The organism is Streptomyces sp. NPDC058632, from assembly GCF_042717095.1.
GTDB lineage: Bacteria > Actinomycetota > Actinomycetes > Streptomycetales > Streptomycetaceae > Streptomyces.
Genome location: NZ_JBHXQZ010000028.1, coordinates 59631 through 78473, shown reverse-complemented (window position 1 = coordinate 78473; position 18843 = coordinate 59631). Strand labels below are relative to the sequence as shown.

Here is an 18843-nt window from a genome sequence, read left to right as displayed (position 1 = left end):
GACCCGGCCCGATCCGAACGCGAGGCCCTGGATGCCAGGACCGGGATCAGACTCACATGGCGGAACAGTCACCGCATGTCGGACAATTACCCTGTGTGACAGGGTGGGTCGGCGAAGGAAGTGTGGAAACGCCACGCCGAAGATCGAGTTCGGGCCGTTAACCCCGGCGCGGTCGGGCAGACTCGAAGCAAGCCCGAAGCAAACCTCCCGGAAAGAGGGTGGAACGCGTGGACCGCTGCATCGTCCTGGTGGACGCCGGGTATCTGCTGGGGGCCGCCGCCAGTCTCCTCGCCGGAGAGCCCTCGCGGTCCCGGATCACCGTCGATCACGCCGCCCTCATCCAAGGACTGCGCGAGCGTGCCGAGTCCGACACGAGCCGGCCCCTGCTGCGCATCTACTGGTTCGACGGCGCCCCCGACCGGGTCCCGCAGCCCGAACACCGCCGGCTGCGGGTGATGCCCAGGGTCACCGTCCGGCTGGGGGCTCTGACCCGCAGCGACGGGCGCTGGGCGCAGAAGGGCGTAGACGCCGCCATGCACGCCGAGTTGACCGAGCTGGCCCGCAACCGCGCCTGCTCCGACATCGTCCTGGTCACCGGCGACGGCGATCTGCTGCCCGGCATGATGGCGGCGAAGGAGCACGGCGTCGCCGTCCACCTGTGGGCCGTCCAGGCCGCCGACGGCGACTACAACCAGTCCGAGGACCTGGTCGCCGAGGCCGACGAACGCCGGGTGCTGGACCGTGCCTGGATCACCAAGGCGGTGCGGGCCAAGGACCACTCCGGGGTGTGCGCCCCGCCTCCCACACCCCGTCCCGAGATCGCCGCCATCCTCTCCGCCCCCCTGCCGGAGTCCGCGCACGCCCCGGAGGAGGAGCCGGACGCGCACGAGCCGCCGCACCCGGCCGGTACCGGGCACAACGGCACCGGTGACCGGGCCCCCGCCGCCAAGGGTGTACCCACCCCCAAGGACCTGGCGGCCCTGCGCGGCCCCGGCGCCACGCACACCCAGCCCCCCCAGCCGCAGTCCGCCACCCTGCGCTGGTCCTCCGACAAGGGCTGGGTCGACCGGCCCGTCGCCGAGCCCCCCGAAGCCGCCTCGATGCCGACGCTCGCCCAGCTGACCACGGCGGAGCAACGGTGGGCCGACCGCGAGGAGGACATCACCACGGTCGGCGGGGACCCCTTCGAGGTGGGGCAGGTCTTCGCCCGCCGCTGGGTGGAGCGGCTGGGGGAGCAGGGCGGCATCCAGAAGCTGTCCGGCATGTACCCCCGCATCCCGCACCGCGTCGACGGCGAACTGCTGCGCTACGCCGCCCGCTTCGGCCTGCTCGCCCACAAGGACGACCAGATCGACGAACGCGACCGGTACGCCATCCGTGCGGGCTTCTGGCGCGAGCTGGACGTACGCACGGGGACGGAGCACGCCCCGGCCGGGGAGTGACCTCGGCACCCGGGCCGGTGCCTTGCGGCGGGTTCGTCGTTCTACCGGGGGATTTGGGGCGATCGGTCGACCCGGGAGCGGAGCGGGGGCGCGGACCCCGTAGTCTCGTTCCTTGTGAGTACGCGCGCGGTACAGGCATTCCGGCACGATGGTGACATCGTGTGCGCGGTGCGCGGGCTGACCAAGACCTATCCGGCGGCCCGCGGACGCCGCGGCGTGCCGGCGACCCCCGAGGTCCGGGCCACCGACGACGTCGCGCTCGACGTCCGGCGCGGCGAGATCTTCGGACTGCTCGGGCCGAACGGTGCCGGCAAGTCCACCCTCGTCCGCCAGATCACCGGGCTGATGCGGCCCGACCGCGGCAGCGTCCGGATCCTCGGCCACGACATCGTGCGCCACCCCGAGCGGGCCGCGCGGATCCTCGCCTACCTCGGGCAGGAGTCCACCGCCCTCGACGAGCTGACCGTGTCCCTCGCCGTGGAGACCACCGCGCGGCTGCGCGGCCTCGACAGGAAGCGGGCGTGCGCGGAGCGCGACGACGTCCTCGACGAACTCGGGCTCACCCCGATCGCCGCACGCCCCCTGAAGAAGCTGTCCGGCGGCCAGCGCCGGCTGGCCTGCTTCGCCGCCTCGCTGGTCGGCGAGCGGCCCCTGCTGGTGCTCGACGAACCCACCGCCGGCATGGACCCGGTGGCGCGGCGCGCCGTGTGGGCCGCCGTCGACCGGCGCCGGGCCGAACAGGACACCACCGTGCTGCTGGTCACCCACAACGTCATCGAGGCCGAGACCGTCCTCGACCGGGTCGCCGTGCTCGACCGGGGCCGGGTGATCGCCTGCGACAGCCCGTCCGGACTGAAGGAACAGGTCGCGGGCGAGGTCCGGGTCGACCTGGTGTGGCGCGAGGCGGCCCCGCTGCACGTGCCGGAGGTCGCCGCGCTCCAGGACCGCGCCGCCGAATCCGGCCGCCGCTGGACGCTGCGGCTCGGGCCGGAGGAGGCCCGTACCGTCGTCGCCACCGTCACCGGCGGCGCCGCCTTCGCCGCCCTGGACGACTTCACGCTCACCACGCCCAGTCTGGAGGACGTGTACCTGGCGCTGGGCGGTGCCGTGCGGCAGGGGCTGGTGAAGGCGTGAGCGGCGGGCCCGTGAGTACACCGGGCGCCGTATCCGTACGGAACAGGACGACGGCCGGAGTGGATCCGGGCGAACCTCCGAGTGAAGGGGAGCAGCGCGACGTGAGTGTCGTACCCGCCGATGTCCTGCCGGGCGCCGTCCTGACCGAGGAGGAGACCGCGCCGGAACCGGCCGTGCTCGGGCCCCGGGCGCGGCTGTGGCCGTCGCTGGCGGCCGTGTACCGGGCGCAGCTCTCCCGGGCGCGGGTGGCGCGCATCCCGCTGCTGTTCGTGGCGACCTTCCAGTCCGTCGGGATCATGATCCTGATGCGCGGGGTCGTGGACGGCGGCTCCGAGGCGCGGGCGGTGGTGGCCGGATCGGCCGTCCTGGTCGTCGCCTTCGTCGCGCTCAACCTCCTCGCGCAGTACTTCGGACAGCTGCGGGCCAGCGGCGGACTCGACCACTACGCGACGCTGCCGGTGCCGCCGGCCGCGGTGGTGCTGGGCGCGGCCGGCGCCTACGCCTCGTTCACCGTGCCGGGAACCGTGGTGACGGCGGCCTTCGGGTGCGCGCTGTTCGGGCTGCCGATGGCGCATCTGTGGGTGCTGGTAGCGGTGATCCCGCTCTCGGGTGCCGCGCTCGCCGGGCTGGGGGCCGCCCTGGGACTGCTCGCGCCGCGGCCCGAGTTCGCCACGCTGCTCGGCCAGCTGGGCATGTCGGCGGCCCTGCTGCTGGGCGTGCTGCCGGCGGAGCGGCTGCCGGAGGCGGTGCGTGTGGTCCGGGACCTGCTGCCGTCGACGTACGGTGTCGAGGCCCTCGCGCGGACCTTCGCGCCGCATCCCGACTGGGCGCTGGTCCTCGGCGACCTCGTGGTGTGCGGGGTGGTCGGCGTGCTCTCGCTGGCCGTGGCGACCTGGGCGTACCGCAGGGCCGCCGTCCGCTGAGCCGTCCGGGGATCCGCCGGTGACCCGTCCGGTGCCACGCCGCACGGCCGGGCCTGGCACGATGTCAGGGTGAGCGCACCTCTGACACCACCACCGCCTCCGCATGAACACTCCCCGCACGGCGGGTGGCAGTCGCCGTCCGCCGGGCAGGTGGCCGCCGCCTCCGCGGACGGGGCGGCTTCGGACGACGCGGCCACCGGGTCCGCCGGGCAGGGCGACCGGGCGGGGTGGTACGGCTGGTACGAACAGGACGGCCCCGGCATGAGGACGGAACTGCGTGAGGCCGCCGTCGCCACGGTGGCGGTGGCGCTCGGCGGGGTGCTGCTCGGGGTGCTGTGGTGGTGGCTGGCGCCGCGCGTCCCGCTGGTGGGCGACGTCGCGGGCGACAACTGGGTCGTCTACCTCAAGGACACCGAGGGCGAGCAGGCCATCGGCGTGGACGGGACGTTCACGCTGCTCGCGCTGGCCTTCGGCGCGGTGAGCGCGCTCGCCGCGTTCCTCGTGCGCCGGCGCGGGGGAGTGCCGCTGGTGGTGGCGCTCGGGGTCGGCGGGCTGTTCGGGTCGCTGCTCGCGTGGCGGCTCGGGGTGTGGCTCGGGCCCGCGCAGGACGTCGTCGCCCACGCGAGGGACGTGGGCACGGGCGTGGCGTTCGACGCGCCGCTGAAGCTGAGCGCCAAGGGGGCGCTGCTGGCCTGGCCGTTCGCCGGGCTGGTCGTCCACCTGGGCCTGATCGCGCTGTTCGGCCCCCGCGACCCCGGCCCCCACCCGCCGGCCGACCCGTACATCCCGCAGCCTCCGTACGGCGGATTCCCGAAGGCGTAGGGCCTGCCCGGCGGACAGACCCTGTGGCCCGGCCGGGCCGGCCGGGCCGGCCGTGATGGTGTCAGGCCGGGCGCCTGCCGTGATTCGCCCGGCCCTTCCCGGTACGCCACCTGCGCTTGCGGGTTCTCCTCGCCCTGCCTCTTCCGGCCGGCCGAAGAGGCAGGGCCCGTCGAGAGGTCAGGCACGCCCGATCGGGGCGAGTACCGCCGAGGTCAGCCCGGCCAGGTCGGCGGGGGAGAGCTCGACCTCCAGACCGCGGCGGCCGGCCGACACGCAGATCGTCTCGTGCCGGCCGGCCGAGTCGTCCAGCACCGTACGCAGCTTCTTGCGCTGGCCGAGGGGCGAGATGCCGCCTCGGACGTAGCCCGTGGTGCGTTCCGCGAGGGCGGGGTCGGCCATCGCGGCCCGTTTGCCGCCGACCGCCGCCGCCAGGCCCTTCAGGTCCAGCTGGCCCGCCACCGGGACCACCGCCACCGTCAGCGTGCCGTCGACGTCCGCCACCAGCGTCTTGAAGACCCGGTCGGGGGAGACACCCATCGCCTCGGCCGCCTCCTCGCCGTAGGACGGGTGGGAGGGATCGTGGTCGTAGGAGTGGACCGTGAACGGCACCCCGGCCGAGGTGAGTGCCACCGTCGCGGGCGTACCGCCCGACTGCTGCTGTTTCTTCGGCTTCTTCGTCATCCCGGCCCTGTTCCTGTCGTACGTCAGTTGAGGTGCGTCGGCCCGCGGGTCAGCTCCGCCGCCGGCAGCGACGGCAGGTTACGGATGATGGCCGTCTCCGTGCGCAGGAGTTTCAGCTCGTCGCGGAGCCGGGACGCCGTGTCCGGTGCCTGGAGCAGACGCTGCTTCGTCGGCGTGTCGAGCATCATCGCGGCGGCGACCAGATAGGACACGACCCCCGGTTCGTCCGGCAGTTCCGCACCGGTCGCCAGTGACCGCTCCCGTGCCCCCGCCAGCCGCTTCTGGTACTGGCGGAAGGCCCGCAGCACCCCTTCGGCGAGCGCCCCCGCCCCTTCGCCGGGCGCCTCGAGCACCGGCTCCAGCTCGGCCGTCAGGAACGGCCCGGAGGCGTCGACCGACAGCAGCCGCGCCCGCGTCGTCCCCGTCGCCAGCACCTCGAAGGTGCCGTCGGCCCGCTCCCGGATCGTCGCCGCGTCGGCCACGCAGCCCACCTTGTGGAAGGACCGGAGCGGGTCGGTGCCGAAACCCGCCGTGGGACCCTGCTCGGGCACGGCCGTCGGGTCCGGCAGGCCGGGGGCGGTCGACGCGACCTCGTGGCCGTCGCGGATCGTCACGACGGCGAACCGGCGCGGCCCGTCCTCCGGTTTCTTCAGAAGCTCGCGCATCATGGCGCGATAGCGCTCCTCGAAGATGTTCAGCGGAAGCACGAGCCCGGGAAACAGCACCGAGTTCAGGGGGAAGAGCGGGAGCCGGGCGGTGGTCACGACGCAAAAGCCTAATGGTCGCCGAACCGGACCCGACGGCCCCGTTCACTCCGTGGATGCGGGGAGCCCGCGGGAGAGTCCCCCGAAGGGCCGGTGGCCACCGCCTCGGACAGGCTCCGGCGCACCTCCAGGAACCGGCCGAGGGGATCCTCCGCTTCCCGGTCCCAGGGTGTGGAGGTGGCGTACGGGCCGGTGAGCCGCAGCTGCTCCAGGGCGTCCGGCCGGCGCTCCAGGCGCAGCAGGACGTAGGCCAGCAGGTTGCGCAGGTCGGCCGGCCGGGGGTGGGCCGCCGGAAGCCGGGCGGACAGGGACTGAGCGCGGTCGGCCGCCGCGTCGAGCCGCTCGCGCGGCACCTCGGGGCCGCCGCCCTCGGTGAGATACCCGAAGGCCGCCCGCAGCGGCAGGGCCTGCGCGAGCGAGCCGTCCGGCGCGTCCTGCGCGGCCTGGTCGGCGAAGTCGAAGCACGCGAGGTGCGCGCCCTGCCAGGAGGACGACAGGTAGCGCAGCGCCGCCACATGACAGCCGTAGTGGTGCGGGGCGCGGCGGACCGCGGCCTCCCACAGCTCCTGGAAGTACCGGTGCCCGGCACGGGCGCCGCGGGCGTGGTCCAGGGCGAGCCGCCACGGCACCGGGTCGCGGTGGTCGGCCCGCGCGGCGGCCGTGATCAACGGGCTCACCTCGCGCAGCAGTTCGGCACGCACCGGTGAGTCCCAGGCGCGGTGCACAGCCCGCTGGGCGTCCACGAGCAGCCCGTCGGGGTTGTGCGGGTCGTGGGCGCGCCAGGTGTCCAGCCACCCGGGGCGCGAGCGGGCGAAGACGGCCAGCTTCCGCACGTACCGGTCGCGGTGCTCCCACGCCCCGTGGCGCCGGGTGGCGGCGAGCAGGCCGACGGCGGGCGCGGGGTCGCCGCCCGCGGCCCCGACCAGGACCGGCCCCAGTACCTCGTCGGGGGCGTCGAGCAGCACCTCGGTGTCCGCGGGCAGCACGAGGGCGACGGGCCGGGCGGTGCCCGTCTTTCCTCGCACCCGGGACGCGCGGGTGAACGCCTGCAGCAGAGCCATGGTGTCGACCATTGAAGGACCGCAGGTCACAGCGGCGCCAGACCCTTCACGGAAGTTACGGAAGGTTGTACGCCATCCGGTCAAGGCCGGGTAAAAAGGAGGCGGCCCTTCCGGGGCGGGTCAGGGGCCGGCCACAGCCGGCCGAACGGCTGGTCACAGGCCCGACAGAGGTCGTCCGGGATGCGGTCGGGAGCCGGGGCACGGGTGGGACCGGGGCGTGGTGAGGGGCCGGGGGCCGGGTCGTGTCACCGGCCGGGGGCCGTGGGGCCGGACAGGGGCCCGGTGGGCCTGTCAGCCGCGGCGCAGGGTCCGGGTCGCCCCCGCCGCCACCGTCGTGGCGAGGATCCAGCCGAGCAGGACGAAAGCGGTCGCGAGCCACTGCCAGCCGCCGCGCAGCTGCCAGAACCCCGCCTGGCCCAGGTCGATCACCGGCAGCAGCAGGTCCAGGGCGAAGAGGGGCGGGTTCCGCGCAGGATGCTCGCCGCTCTCGAGCGGTGGATGGTGCGCGTGCGCGAACGCCAGCGAACCGCCCGCCCACAGCACCGCCATCCACACCGCGGCCCGCCCCGGCCGGTAGCCGTAGGCGACCGTCCAGTCCTGCGCGTAGCCCCACAGCCTGGCCGCCGGAGGCAGGCCCTCGCGGCGCCGGCGCTGCTTGGCGAGCAGCACCTCGCGCGCGTCCTCCTCCTCGCCGCCCGCCCGCAGCACGGCGGCCAGCCGCTCGTACGGCTCCGGGTTGTACTCGGCGCTCGCCGCGGCCACCCACCGCAGTCGCAGCTCCAGCGGGAACGGCCCGCGCGGCACCAGGTTCTCGTAGGCGAAGCCGCCCATGTGCAGCCGGCCGGGGCCCGGCCAGCTGTCCGCCCGGTCGATCAGGTTGACCACCCGCGCCCCCGACAGCGTCACGCTTCCGCGGGCCGGCCGCTCCCCGAGGAACCGCAGCTCCGGTGTCTGCACCCGGCGCAGCGACAGCTCCTGATCGTCGGTCAGGGTGAACCGGGCCCGCTCGAAGTCGACCGCGTCCCCGAACCGACCGTCGTCCAGCCGCACCCCGCCCCGGCACTCGAAGCGCTGGATCCGTGTCCCGCGCGCCGGTGTCATCCCGCTGCGCGCCTGCGCGCCGACCCCGGCCGGCGTCAGATACAGCGACCGCTCGACGGTCAGCTGCGGCGCGTTCAGCGCGAGCCGGGCGGACGGGTTCACCAGCCGGGCCCCGCGCAGATTCACCGAGACGCCTATCGTCGCGCTGCGCAGGCTCAGCTCGCCGTGCGACTCCAGCAGCTCGGCCTGGAGGTCCTGGCCGACGGTCATGCCGTCCGCGGCGATCGACCGGCCGCTGCGGTCGCGGTGCACGACCGCCTGGTTGAGCAGCAGATCCGTACCGATCCGGGCGTCGGTGAGCCGTATGCCTCCCAGGAAACGGCAGCGCGGCAGATGCAGATCGCCCTCGGTCTGCAGCCGGGCCGCCTCCAGCCGCGGCACCGAGCAGTCCACCATCCGCACCGTCGTGAAGCGGGCCTCCGGCAGCAGCACGTCCCGCTCGAAGCGGCAGTCGCGCATCTCCACGTACGGCGCCACCGTGCCGCCCGCGAGGTCCAGCACACCGCTGATCCGCACCCCGACCAGCTTCAGCGAGGAGACCCGGCCGGCCAGGGCCGGCGGGCCGTCCAGCAGGAGCCAGCACACGATGCGGGCCCGGACCGTCCGCTCGGGTCCCCACGGATGCCCTCCGTGCGGATCGTCGACGACGGCGTCCCCGCTGCTCAGGTCGTACACGCTGCCGTTGCGGAAGGCCTGCCACATGCCTGCCTCCGCCGCCGTCAGGTCGTCCGGGAGCTCCCCGGCGTGTCGTCCCTCCCCTTCGGTCACGGCCCTCCCCTCCCCTCCCGGATACTCGTGGGTTCGTCACTTCGTACAACTCGTATGCGTACAACGGTTCATGCCCACCGGGTGACCCCTCGAACACAGAAAGTAAGAAAGATCTCCCCGGTGTGCACAATGGGTCACCGAGGGGGCTGCGTATCAGTCACTGGAACGCCCGCACGGCGCCCGACGCGGGTCTGAGAGAATTGAGCACGTGATCTCCCGAATCGATCTGCGCGGCGACGCCCTCCCCGAGGGCCCCGCCCTGCGCGACCTGCTGCCCCGAGCCGACTTCGACGTCGCAGCCGCCCTCGAGAAGGTGCGGCCCATCTGCGAGGACGTGCACCATCGGGGCGACGCGGCGCTGATCGACTTCGCCGAGCGGTTCGACGGCGTACGTCTGGAATCCGTCCGGGTCCCGGCCCGGGCGCTCACCGACGCGCTGGAGCGACTGGACCCGGCCGTACGCGCGGCCCTGGAGGAGTCCATCCGCCGCGCCCGCCTCGTGCACCGCGCGCAGCGCCGTGAGACCCACACCACCCAGGTCGTGCCCGGCGGCACCGTCACCGAGAAGTGGGTGCCGGTCGACCGCGTGGGCCTGTACGCGCCCGGCGGGCGCTCCGTCTACCCGTCCTCGGTGATCATGAACGCGGTCCCGGCCCAGGAGGCCGGCGTCGAGTCGGTCGCGCTCGCCTCGCCGCCCCAGAAGGAGTTCGGAGGGCTGCCGCACCCGACGATCCTCGCCGCGTGCGCCCTGCTCGGCGTCGACGAGGTGTACGCCGCGGGCGGCGCCACCGCCGTCGCCATGTTCGCGTACGGCACCGAGTCCTGCCCGCCCGCCACCATGGTCACCGGCCCCGGCAACATCTGGGTCGCCGCCGCGAAGCGCTATTTCACGGGCCGCATCGGCATCGACGCCGAGGCGGGGCCGACCGAGATCGCGATCCTCGCCGACGACACGGCCGACCCGGTGCACGTCGCCTCCGACCTGATCAGCCAGGCCGAGCACGACCCGCTGGCCGCCGCCGTCCTCGTCACCGACTCCGCCACTCTCGCGGACGCCGTGGAGAAGGAACTGGCCCCCCAGGTCGCCGCCGCCCGGCACGTCGAGGACCGGATCGCCCCCGCCCTCGCCGGCCGCCAGTCCGCGATCGTCCTGGTCGACGGCCTCGACGAGGGCCTGCGCGTGGTCGACGCCTACGGCGCCGAACACCTCGAGATCCAGACCGCCGACGCCGCCGCGCTCGCCGACCGGGTCCGCAACGCCGGCGCGATCTTCGTCGGCCCCTGGTCCCCGGTCTCCCTGGGCGACTACGCGGCCGGCTCCAACCACGTCCTGCCCACCGGCGGCTGCGCCTGCCACTCCTCGGGTCTGTCCGTCCAGTCCTTCCTGCGCGGCATCCACATCGTCGACTACACCGAGGACGCGCTGGCCGATGTCGCGCACCACGTGGTCACGCTCGCCGAGGCGGAGGACCTGCCCGCGCACGGCGCGGCGATCAAGGCCCGGTTCGGCTGGAAGGTACCGGAGAGCAAGTGAACGCCATCAACACCACCGACCCCACGGGCGTCACCATCGACGACCTCCCCGTACGCGACGAGCTGCGCGGCAAGTCACCCTACGGCGCGCCCCAGCTCGACGTCCCCGTACGGCTGAACACCAACGAGAACCCCTACCCGCTGCCCGAGCCGCTGGTCGAGCGGATCGCCGAGCGGGTCCGCCAGGCCGCCCGCCACCTCAACCGCTATCCCGACCGGGACGCGGTCGAGCTGCGCACCGGGCTGGCCGCCTACCTGACGAGGACCGGCGGACACCCCGTCGGAGTGGAGAACGTCTGGGCCGCCAACGGCTCCAACGAGGTCATCCAGCAGCTGCTGCAGACCTTCGGCGGGCCCGGCCGCACCGCGATCGGCTTCGAGCCCTCGTACTCGATGCACGGACTCATCGCGCGCGGCACCGGCACCGGCTGGATCTCCGGCCCCCGGGGCGAGGACTTCACCATCGACCTGCCCGCCGCCGAGAAGGCGATCGCCGAGCACCGCCCGGACGTCGTCTTCGTCACCACCCCCAACAACCCCACCGGCACCGCGGTCCCCGCCGAGACCGTCCGCGCCCTGTACGAGGCAGCGCAGGCGGCGAGGCCGTCGATGGTGGTCGTGGACGAGGCGTACATCGAGTTCAGCCACGGCGACTCGCTGCTGCCGCTGATCGAGGGCCGCCCGAACCTCGTCGTCTCCCGCACCATGTCGAAGGCGTTCGGCGCGGCGGGTCTGCGCCTCGGCTACCTCGCCGCGCACCCCGCCGTCGTGGACGCCGTACAGCTCGTCCGCCTGCCCTACCACCTGTCCGCCGTCACCCAGGCGACCGCGCTGGCCGCCCTGGAGCACACGGACACGCTGCTGAAGTACGTCGAACAGCTGAAGCGGGAGCGGGACCGCCTGGTCACCGAACTGCGCGCCCTCGGCTTCGACGTGACCGAGTCCGACGCGAACTTCGTCCAGTTCGGCACGTTCGCGGACGCCCACGTGGTCTGGCGGAAGATCCTCGACCGGGGCGTCCTGGTCCGGGACAACGGCGTACCGGGATGGCTGCGGGTCTCCGCGGGCACCCCGGCCGAGAACGACGCGTTCCTCGACGCGGTCGGTGAACTGGTCAGCTACGTGGGGGCCGCCCCCACACTCCCGAAGGAGCAGAGCGCATGAGCCGCGTAGGACGCGTCCAGCGGACCACGAAGGAGACGTCGGTCCTCGTCGAGATCGACCTCGACGGCACGGGCAAGACGGAGATCTCCACCGGGGTCGGCTTCTACGACCACATGCTCGACCAGCTCGGGCGGCACGGTCTGTTCGACCTGACCGTGAAGACCGAGGGCGACCTGCACATCGACTCGCACCACACCATCGAGGACACCGCCCTGGCCCTCGGCGCCGCCTTCAAGCAGGCCCTCGGCGACAAGGTGGGCATCTACCGCTTCGGCAACTGCACGGTCCCGCTGGACGAGTCCCTCGCCCAGGTCACCGTCGACCTGTCCGGCCGCCCCTACCTCGTGCACACCGAGCCCGAGAAGATGGCGCCGATGATCGGCGAGTACGACACCACGATGACCCGGCACATCCTGGAGTCCTTCGTCGCCCAGGCCCAGGTCGCGCTGCACGTGCACGTGCCGTACGGGCGCAACGCGCACCACATCGTCGAATGCCAGTTCAAGGCCCTCGCCCGAGCCCTGCGGTACGCGTCCGAGCGCGACCCCCGCGCGGCGGGCATCCTGCCCTCCACGAAGGGCGCCCTGTAAGCATGAACGGCCTGTCCACCGTCCTGATCGTCGTCGGCCTGTTCTTCGTCGGCGGCGTCGTCTCGTTCACCAAGCAGAAGATGCCCAGGGGCGTGACCGCGGTGCTCGCCGTCGGCGCCGTGCTGTGTCTCACCGCGGGCGCCCTGCGGCTGGAGGTGTGACCGTGAGTGCCACCAAGCGGGTCGTGGTCTTCGACTACGGCTTCGGCAACGTCCGCTCCGCCGAGCGCGCCCTCGCCCGCGCGGGTGCCGACGTGGAGATAACCCGCGACTTCGACACCGCCATGAACGCCGACGGGCTGCTGGTCCCCGGCGTCGGCGCCTTCGCCGCCTGCATGAAGGGTCTCAAGGAGGCGCGCGGCGACTGGATCATCGACCGCCGGCTGTCCGGCGGCCGGCCCGTCATGGGCATCTGCGTCGGCATGCAGATCCTGTTCGCCCGCGGCATCGAGCACGGCGTCGAGACCGAGGGCATGGACGAGTGGCCCGGCACGGTCTCGCCGCTCCAGGCCGACATCGTGCCCCACATGGGCTGGAACACCGTGGACGTGGCGGCCGGCTCCGAGCTCTTCGCCGGCCTGGACGCGGACGCCCGCTTCTACTTCGTGCACTCCTACGCCGTCCACGACTGGACCCTCCAGGTGGACAACCCGGTGATGCGGGCACCCAGGGTCACCTGGTCCACCCACGGCAAACCGTTCGTCGCCGCCGTGGAGAACGGCGCCCTGTGGGCGACACAGTTCCACCCCGAGAAGTCCGGCGACGCCGGAGCCCAGCTCCTCACCAACTGGATCGGAACCCTGTAGCGACATGGCCAAGCTCGAACTCCTCCCCGCCGTCGACGTCCGCGACGGCCAGGCCGTCCGCCTCGTGCACGGCGAGTCCGGCACCGAGACCTCCTACGGCTCCCCCCTCCAGGCCGCGCTCGCCTGGCAGCGCTCGGGAGCCCAGTGGCTGCACCTGGTCGACCTGGACGCCGCGTTCGGCACCGGCGACAACCGCGCGCTGATCGCCGAGGTCACCGGCGCCATGGACATCAAGGTGGAACTGTCCGGCGGGATCCGCGACGACGACACCCTCGCCGCCGCCCTCGCCACCGGCTGCACCCGCGTCAACCTCGGCACCGCCGCCCTGGAGACCCCCGAGTGGGTCGCCGGGGTCATCGCCGAGCACGGCGACAGGATCGCCGTCGGCCTCGACGTACGCGGCACCACGCTGCGCGGCCGCGGCTGGACCCGCGACGGCGGCGACCTCTACGAGACGCTGGAGCGCCTCGACAAGGAGGGCTGCGCCCGTTACGTCGTCACCGACATCGCCAAGGACGGCACCCTCCAGGGCCCCAACCTGGAACTGCTGAAGAACGTCTGCGCCGCCACCGACCGCCCCGTCGTCGCCTCCGGCGGCGTGTCGTCGCTCGACGACCTGCGGGCCATCGCCGAGCTCGTCCCGCTCGGCGTCGAGGGCTCCATCGTCGGCAAGGCCCTGTACGCGAAGGCGTTCACCCTGGAAGAGGCCCTGGAGGCCACATCTTGAAAAAGGACACAGCCCGATGACCTCCGAAACCGTACGGCGCGTGCGGGGCGACAGCCCCTGGGACGAGTCCTTCGGATCCGCGCGCGCCGTGGCGGCGGGCGACCGCGTCCTGGTGGCCGGCACGACCGCGTTCAAGGGCGATGTGCTGTACGGGGAGGGCGACCCGTACGAACAGGCCAGGGCGGCCTTCGGCAGCGCCCTGGAGGCGATCGCCGAGTTCGGGCTGGGCGTCGACTCCGTGATCCGCACGCGCGTGTACCTCGCGCACTCGCGGGACATCGACGCGGCGGGCCGCGCCCACAAGGAGCTGTTCGACACGGTGCGCCCGGTCACGACCCTCCTGGTGGTGGAGGGCTTCATGGACTCGCGCGTACTGGTGTCGGTGGAAGTCGAAGCATTCAGAGGAGCCGTGATCTCATGACCCTGGCGGTCCGAGTCATCCCCTGCCTGGACGTGGACAACGGCCGGGTCGTCAAGGGCGTCAACTTCCAGAACCTGCGTGACGCGGGCGACCCCGTCGAGATGGCCAAGGTGTACGACACCGAGGGCGCCGACGAGCTGACGTTCCTGGACATCACCGCCTCGTCGGGCAACCGCGAGACCACCTACGACGTGGTGCGCCGCACCGCCGAACAGGTGTTCATTCCGCTGACCGTGGGCGGCGGCGTCCGCACCACCGAGGACGTGGACAAACTGCTGCGGGCGGGCGCCGACAAGGTCGGCGTCAACACCGCCGCGATCGCCCGCCCGGACCTCATCCGGGAGATCGCCGAGCGTTTCGGCCGCCAGGTCCTCGTCCTGTCGGTCGACGCCCGCCGCACCGAGCCCGGCGGCTCCTTCGAGGTCACCACGCACGGCGGGCGCCGGGGCACCGGCATCGACGCCGTCGAGTGGGCCCACCGGGCCGCGGAACTGGGCGCGGGCGAGATCCTGCTCAACTCCATGGACGCGGACGGCACCAAGGACGGCTACGACCTGGACATGATCGCCGCCGTCCGCAAACACGTCACCGTCCCGGTGATCGCCTCGGGCGGCGCGGGCCGGCTCGCCGACTTCCCGCCCGCCGTCGCCGCGGGCGCCGACGCGGTCCTGGCCGCCTCGGTCTTCCACTTCGGCGACCTGCGCATCGGCCAGGTCAAGCAGACCCTGCGGGAAGCGGGCCACCCGGTGCGGTGACGCCCGACGCCCGCTGCCGCCCCGCCGTCGCGGCGGGACGCACGGTGCCCGGCCGGCTCGCCCGGTCCTCCTCGGGCCGGGCGAGCCGGACCGGATCGCCGACCGTGTCGTCCAGGACCGCGGTGAGCACCGGACCCTGGCCTCGCGGCTCCTGGACGAAGGCCACGCCCTCGCCGCGCAGCCGCCCGTACTCCGCGCGGAGGCCCTTCACCGACAAGCGGAGGCCCTTCACCGACAACACGATGACGGGCGGCCCCGCCTCCCGAACCGCCCCCTGCGGCACGGCCCCGCGATGGGTGCCTGCCCCGGCTCAGCAACAGCTCCAGATCCCGCTGCGCCCCCTCGCCCGCCCCGACCGTGACGAGCAGGGAGCCGTCGCCCAGGTCCGTCCGGGTGCGGGTCCCGAAGCCGGGGACGCCGGTGCGGAACGCGTGCGCCTTCGCCACGCCGTCGACGTACACGCTGGTCATGGCGACCTCGATCACGGGAATTCTTCTTCCGGTCCCGCGGTGCCCGACGGTTCCCGGGATCGGCCGGATTCAGATGCCGGGCTGCTTGGACGCGTTCAGCTTCTCGATCGCGTCCGCGTCGCCCACCAGCTCGACCCGGGCCACCTCACGCCGCCCGTAGAGGAACAGCATCAGCTCCGACGGCTCACCGGTCACCGTGACCACCGGCGTGCCGCGGTGGGCCACCGCCGTCCGGCCGTCCGGGCGGCGCAGCACCAGGCCCGTGGCGGCGCCGCGGCCCACCATCCGGGCGGTCTGCTCCAGCCGCGACCACAGAGTGTCCTGGAACACCGGGTCGAGCTCACGCGGCGTCCAGTCGGGCCGCGCGCGGCGCACGTCCTCCGTGTGGACGTAGAACTCGACGACGTTCGACAGCTCGTCGATCTGCTTGAGGTTGAAGGGCGAGAAGCGTGGCGGGCCGGTACGGATGAGCTGGATCAGCTCCTCGTACGGCTTGGCGGTGAACTCCGCCGTCACCCGCTCCAGACGCTGGGCGAGCTGCTTGACCAGGATCCCGCCGGCGGCGTCCGGGCGGCGCTCGCGCACCACCACGTGGGCGGCGAGGTCGCGGGTGCGCCAGCCCTCGCACAGAGTGGGCGCTTCCGGGCCCGCGGTCTCCAGCAGATCGGCCAGGAGAAGTCGTTCACGCTTGGCATGGGTCGACATGCAGCCAGCCTACGGTGACCCGCCCGGTCAGCACACCCGTCGCCGGCCACCCCTCGACCAGGCGCGTGCGCGCCGCCCCGTCCCTGCCGCGCCCTTCCAACCGGTGGACGGCGGCCGGGCGCCGCCCTCCCGCGCGGCACAATGGTCTCCATGACCAGCACGTCCCGGCCCAGCCGCCTCGACCCCCGGATCGCCGCACGGCTCAAGCGCAGCCCCGACGGCCTCCTGCCCGCCATCGCCCAGCAGTACGACACCCACGAGGTGCTGATGCTGGGCTGGATGGACGACGAGGCGCTGCACCGCACCCTGACCACCGGCCGATGCACCTACTGGTCGCGCAGCCGCCAGGAGTACTGGGTCAAGGGCGACACCTCCGGGCACGTCCAGCACGTGAAGTCCGTCGCCCTGGACTGCGACGCCGACACCGTCCTCATCCAGGTCGACCAGGTCGGCGCCGCCTGCCACACGGGCGCCCGCACCTGCTTCGACGTCGACGTGCTGCTCACGGACACCCCCGCGGACCGCGCCGGCCGCGGCGCGCACACCCCCGGTCAGTAAGGTCTGCCGCCATGGACCTCGAGACGTTCCGCAAGCTCGCCACCGACCGCCGGGTCATTCCGGTCACCCGCAAACTGCTCGCCGACGGCGACACCCCGGTCGCGCTCTACCGCAAGCTCGCCGCGGACCGCCCCGGCACCTTCCTCCTCGAGTCGGCGGAGAACGGACGTTCCTGGGCCCGCTACTCCTTCGTCGGCGTCCGCAGCGCCGCCACCCTCACCGAGCAGGGCGGCCGGACGCACTGGCAGGGCACCCCGCCCGTCGGCGTACCGGCCGGCGGCGACCCGCTCGCCGCGCTGCGCGCCACCCTCGAAACACTGCACACCCCGCGCGACCTCGCCCACGACCTCGGCCTGCCGCCCTTCACCGGCGGCATGGTCGGCTACCTCGGCTACGACATCGTGCGCCGGCTCGAGAAGATCGGCCCCGGTGAGCGGGACGACCTGCGGCTGCCCGAGCTGACCATGCTGCTCACCAGCGACCTCGCCGTGATGGACCACTGGGAGGGCTCCGTCTGGCTGATCGCCAACGCGATCAACCACAACGACCTGGCGACCGGCGTCGACGAGGCCCACGCCGACGCCGTGGCCCGGCTGGACGCCATGGAGGCCGACCTCTCCCGCGCGGTGGCCCAGCCCCCGGCCGTCCTCCCGCCCTCCGAACTCCCCGACCACACCGCCCTGTGGGGCGGCCCCGACTTCCGGGCCGCCGTCGAGGACATCAAGGAACGCATCCGCGCGGGAGAGGCCTTCCAGGTCGTCCCCTCCCAGCGGTTCGAGACCCCGTGCACGGCGAGCGCCCTGGACGTCTACCGGGTGCTGCGGGCCACCAACCCGTCGCCCTACATGTACCTGTTCCGCTTCGACGACTTCGACGTCGTCGGATCGTCACCCGAAGCACTCGTGAAGGTGGACGACGGGCAGGCGATGGTCCACCCCATCGCCGGCACCCGGCCGCGCGGCGCCACCCCGCAGCAGGACCAGGCCCTCGCCGAGGAACTGCTCGCCGACCCCAAGGAGCGCGCCGAGCACCTCATGCTCGTCGACCTGGGACGCAACGACCTCGGGCGGGTCTGCGAGCCCGGCTCCGTCGAGGTCGTCGACTTCATGTCCGTCGAGCGGTACTCGCACGTCATGCACATCGTCTCGACGGTCACCGGCCGGGTCGCGCCCGGCCGCTCCGCCTTCGACGTGCTCACCGCCTGCTTCCCGGCCGGCACCCTCTCCGGCGCGCCCAAGCCCCGTGCCATGCAGATCATCGACGAACTGGAGCCGTCCCGGCGCGGGCTGTACGGCGGCTGCGTCGGCTACCTGGACTTCGCCGGCGACTCCGACACCGCCATCGCCATCCGCACCGCGCTGCTGCGCGACGGCACCGCGTACGTCCAGGCGGGCGCCGGAATCGTCGCCGACTCCGACCCGGTCGCCGAGGACACCGAGTGCCGCAACAAGGCGGCCGCCGTGCTGCGCGCCGTCCACACGGCGAACCGGCTGGGCACGGTGTGACACCCGCGCGGGGAGGCGTGCCACGCGCCCGGAACCATGTGAGATGCGACCGGGACGAGCCCCGGGTGACCGTTCTCGCGCGGTTCACGCGATAGTGGAGTACGTGACTGCTGCTCCTGACTCCCGTTCCGAGGCCGCCGGCCCCGCCCGGACCGGCCGCCTCAGCCTCGCCGTCGCCCTGTTCTGCGGTGCCCTGGGCGCGGCCGTGGCCCTGCTCGCCACCCGGCAGCAGTGGGCCGAGGGCACCGCGACCGTGGCCGGCGGCTCCTTCCCCCTGACCGCGAGCGGCAGCGACGTCACCGGCGTCCCCGCCGCCCTCGCCGTGGTGGGTCTGGCCGCGCTCGTCGCCGTCTTCGCCGTCCGCCGGGCCGGCCGGTTCGCCGTCGCCGCGCTGCTCGCCCTGTCCGGAGCGGGCACCGTCGTGGCCGCCCTGCTCGGCGCCTCCGACAGCTCCGCGCTCGACGACAAGGCCGCCGAGGTCTCCGGCGACACGTCGGCCGCCGTCGAGGCCCTCAGCCACACGGCCTGGCCCTACGTCGCGGCCGTGGGCGGCCTGCTGCTCCTGGTGGCCGGCGCGCTCGCCCTGCGCTACGGCAGGCTGTGGCCCGCGATGTCCGGCCGTTACGAGCGCGCCGCCGCCCCGCGGCCCCGCCGTACGGCCACCGCCGGCGATCCCGACCGGCCGGAGGAACTGTGGAAGGCGCTCGACCGCGGCGAGGACCCGACCGGAGCCTGAACCACCGGACCTCCGTCCCGCCGCCCCTTCCCCGCCGCCCCCTGCCGTCCGCTCCCTCACCGTCCCCCGTGGAGCAGCAGGCGACGGGCGTGCGCCGCGCGGAGGAGCACCCCCGATCACGGCGCGGGCGCGCGTGCGGGACAATTGATCCGAGCGTCCTGCTCAGACACGTACACAG

General features: G+C 73.5%; 21 protein-coding genes. 15 read left to right on the top strand and 6 right to left on the bottom strand.

All coding sequences use genetic code 11. From position 1 onward, the window contains the following. Positions 1-227 precede the first annotated feature (227 nt). From ACFWVE_RS13590 to ACFWVE_RS13575, 4 genes are all read left to right on the top strand, one after another. Complete coding sequence (locus ACFWVE_RS13590) at positions 228-1442, top strand: NYN domain-containing protein (RefSeq protein ID WP_384012473.1); 1215 nt, start codon at positions 228-230, stop codon at positions 1440-1442. Positions 1443-1601: 159 nt separating this feature from the next. Next, positions 1602-2576, top strand: coding sequence for an ABC transporter ATP-binding protein (locus ACFWVE_RS13585; protein WP_384012482.1), 975 nt, complete (start codon positions 1602-1604; stop codon positions 2574-2576). A 101-nt stretch (positions 2577-2677) separates the two neighbouring features. Then, entirely contained in the window at positions 2678-3499 is an 822-nt protein-coding gene (locus tag ACFWVE_RS13580; protein ID WP_384012470.1) for an ABC transporter permease, read from the top strand. 69 nt (positions 3500-3568) lie between these two features. Further along, positions 3569-4321 (top strand): AAA family ATPase, encoded by a 753-nt coding sequence (locus ACFWVE_RS13575; RefSeq protein ID WP_384012467.1) that lies wholly within the window; start codon positions 3569-3571, stop codon positions 4319-4321. Between the two features lie 177 nt (positions 4322-4498). Here ACFWVE_RS13575 and ybaK read toward each other — a convergent pair whose 3' ends face one another. The 4 genes from ybaK to ACFWVE_RS13555 form a co-directional block, all read right to left on the bottom strand. Continuing rightward, positions 4499-5002 (bottom strand): Cys-tRNA(Pro) deacylase, encoded by a 504-nt coding sequence (gene ybaK / locus ACFWVE_RS13570; RefSeq protein WP_384012464.1) that lies wholly within the window; start codon positions 5000-5002, stop codon positions 4499-4501. A gap of 23 nt (positions 5003-5025) precedes the next feature. Then, positions 5026-5766 carry an LON peptidase substrate-binding domain-containing protein gene (locus ACFWVE_RS13565; protein WP_384012461.1) on the bottom strand — a complete coding sequence of 247 codons (741 nt, stop codon included), beginning with the start codon at positions 5764-5766 and terminating at the stop codon, positions 5026-5028. A gap of 11 nt (positions 5767-5777) precedes the next feature. Further along, positions 5778-6839 (bottom strand): hypothetical protein, encoded by a 1062-nt coding sequence (locus ACFWVE_RS13560; RefSeq protein WP_384012458.1) that lies wholly within the window; start codon positions 6837-6839, stop codon positions 5778-5780. A 279-nt stretch (positions 6840-7118) separates the two neighbouring features. Next, entirely contained in the window at positions 7119-8696 is a 1578-nt protein-coding gene (locus ACFWVE_RS13555; RefSeq protein WP_384012455.1) for an oxidoreductase, read from the bottom strand. Positions 8697-8904: 208 nt separating this feature from the next. Here ACFWVE_RS13555 and hisD point away from each other — a divergent pair, with 208 nt between their 5' ends. The 8 genes from hisD to hisF are packed head-to-tail and all read left to right on the top strand — an operon-like array spanning position 8905 to position 14691. Next, positions 8905-10230: a histidinol dehydrogenase gene (gene hisD / locus ACFWVE_RS13550; RefSeq protein ID WP_384012452.1), complete on the top strand. Its 1326-nt coding sequence runs from the start codon at positions 8905-8907 to the stop codon at positions 10228-10230. Between the two features lie 35 nt (positions 10231-10265). Beyond that, a complete protein-coding gene (locus ACFWVE_RS13545) occupies positions 10266-11393 on the top strand; it encodes a histidinol-phosphate transaminase (RefSeq protein WP_384012479.1) in 1128 nt (375 codons plus the stop codon). Continuing rightward, complete coding sequence (hisB, locus tag ACFWVE_RS13540) at positions 11390-11983, top strand: imidazoleglycerol-phosphate dehydratase HisB (protein ID WP_042166021.1); 594 nt, start codon at positions 11390-11392, stop codon at positions 11981-11983. The genes ACFWVE_RS13545 and hisB overlap by 4 nt, the downstream gene beginning before the upstream one ends. A 2-nt stretch (positions 11984-11985) precedes the next feature. Further along, on the top strand, positions 11986-12144 hold the full coding sequence (locus ACFWVE_RS13535; protein ID WP_384012449.1) for a hypothetical protein: 159 nt from the start codon (positions 11986-11988) through the stop codon (positions 12142-12144). 2 nt (positions 12145-12146) lie between these two features. Further along, on the top strand, positions 12147-12788 hold the full coding sequence (gene hisH / locus ACFWVE_RS13530) for an imidazole glycerol phosphate synthase subunit HisH (RefSeq protein ID WP_384012446.1): 642 nt from the start codon (positions 12147-12149) through the stop codon (positions 12786-12788). Between the two features lie 4 nt (positions 12789-12792). Next, positions 12793-13515 carry a bifunctional 1-(5-phosphoribosyl)-5-((5-phosphoribosylamino)methylideneamino)imidazole-4-carboxamide isomerase/phosphoribosylanthranilate isomerase PriA gene (gene priA, locus ACFWVE_RS13525; protein WP_384012443.1) on the top strand — a complete coding sequence of 241 codons (723 nt, stop codon included), beginning with the start codon at positions 12793-12795 and terminating at the stop codon, positions 13513-13515. A gap of 16 nt (positions 13516-13531) precedes the next feature. Continuing rightward, positions 13532-13936, top strand: coding sequence for a Rid family hydrolase (locus tag ACFWVE_RS13520; protein WP_384012440.1), 405 nt, complete (start codon positions 13532-13534; stop codon positions 13934-13936). Beyond that, entirely contained in the window at positions 13933-14691 is a 759-nt protein-coding gene (gene hisF / locus ACFWVE_RS13515) for an imidazole glycerol phosphate synthase subunit HisF (RefSeq protein ID WP_384012438.1), read from the top strand. The genes ACFWVE_RS13520 and hisF overlap by 4 nt, the downstream gene beginning before the upstream one ends. On the opposite strand, the gene ACFWVE_RS13510 is transcribed toward hisF, so the two are convergent. Then, positions 14651-14923: a hypothetical protein gene (locus ACFWVE_RS13510; protein ID WP_384012435.1), complete on the bottom strand. Its 273-nt coding sequence runs from the start codon at positions 14921-14923 to the stop codon at positions 14651-14653. The two genes, hisF and ACFWVE_RS13510, sit on opposite strands and share 41 nt — an antisense overlap. Positions 14924-15230: 307 nt before the next feature. Then, the gene (locus ACFWVE_RS13505; protein ID WP_384012432.1) at positions 15231-15866 is read right to left on the bottom strand and encodes a TIGR03085 family metal-binding protein; all 636 of its coding nucleotides are present in this window, start codon (positions 15864-15866) and stop codon (positions 15231-15233) included. A 150-nt stretch (positions 15867-16016) separates the two neighbouring features. Here ACFWVE_RS13505 and hisI point away from each other — a divergent pair, with 150 nt between their 5' ends. The 3 genes from hisI to ACFWVE_RS13490 all read left to right on the top strand — a co-directional run bounded on the left by hisI (position 16017) and on the right by ACFWVE_RS13490 (position 18665). Continuing rightward, complete coding sequence (gene hisI / locus ACFWVE_RS13500) at positions 16017-16424, top strand: phosphoribosyl-AMP cyclohydrolase (protein WP_384012431.1); 408 nt, start codon at positions 16017-16019, stop codon at positions 16422-16424. An 11-nt stretch (positions 16425-16435) separates the two neighbouring features. Then, complete coding sequence (locus ACFWVE_RS13495; RefSeq protein ID WP_384012428.1) at positions 16436-17929, top strand: anthranilate synthase component I; 1494 nt, start codon at positions 16436-16438, stop codon at positions 17927-17929. Positions 17930-18023: 94 nt separating this feature from the next. Continuing rightward, complete coding sequence (locus tag ACFWVE_RS13490; protein ID WP_384012425.1) at positions 18024-18665, top strand: TIGR02234 family membrane protein; 642 nt, start codon at positions 18024-18026, stop codon at positions 18663-18665. Positions 18666-18843 lie beyond the last annotated feature (178 nt).

Coding starts and splice junctions, on each gene's coding strand:
- ACFWVE_RS13495 (WP_384012428.1), top strand. CDS start 16,436: ATGGACCTCGAGACGTTCCGCAAGCTCGCCACCGACCGCCGGGTCATT.
- ybaK (WP_384012464.1), bottom strand. CDS start 5,002: ATGACGAAGAAGCCGAAGAAACAGCAGCAGTCGGGCGGTACGCCCGCG.
- hisI (WP_384012431.1), top strand. CDS start 16,017: ATGACCAGCACGTCCCGGCCCAGCCGCCTCGACCCCCGGATCGCCGCA.
- ACFWVE_RS13520 (WP_384012440.1), top strand. CDS start 13,532: ATGACCTCCGAAACCGTACGGCGCGTGCGGGGCGACAGCCCCTGGGAC.
- hisF (WP_384012438.1), top strand. CDS start 13,933: ATGACCCTGGCGGTCCGAGTCATCCCCTGCCTGGACGTGGACAACGGC.
- ACFWVE_RS13560 (WP_384012458.1), bottom strand. CDS start 6,839: ATGGTCGACACCATGGCTCTGCTGCAGGCGTTCACCCGCGCGTCCCGG.
- ACFWVE_RS13535 (WP_384012449.1), top strand. CDS start 11,986: ATGAACGGCCTGTCCACCGTCCTGATCGTCGTCGGCCTGTTCTTCGTC.
- ACFWVE_RS13505 (WP_384012432.1), bottom strand. CDS start 15,866: ATGTCGACCCATGCCAAGCGTGAACGACTTCTCCTGGCCGATCTGCTG.
- priA (WP_384012443.1), top strand. CDS start 12,793: ATGGCCAAGCTCGAACTCCTCCCCGCCGTCGACGTCCGCGACGGCCAG.
- hisB (WP_042166021.1), top strand. CDS start 11,390: ATGAGCCGCGTAGGACGCGTCCAGCGGACCACGAAGGAGACGTCGGTC.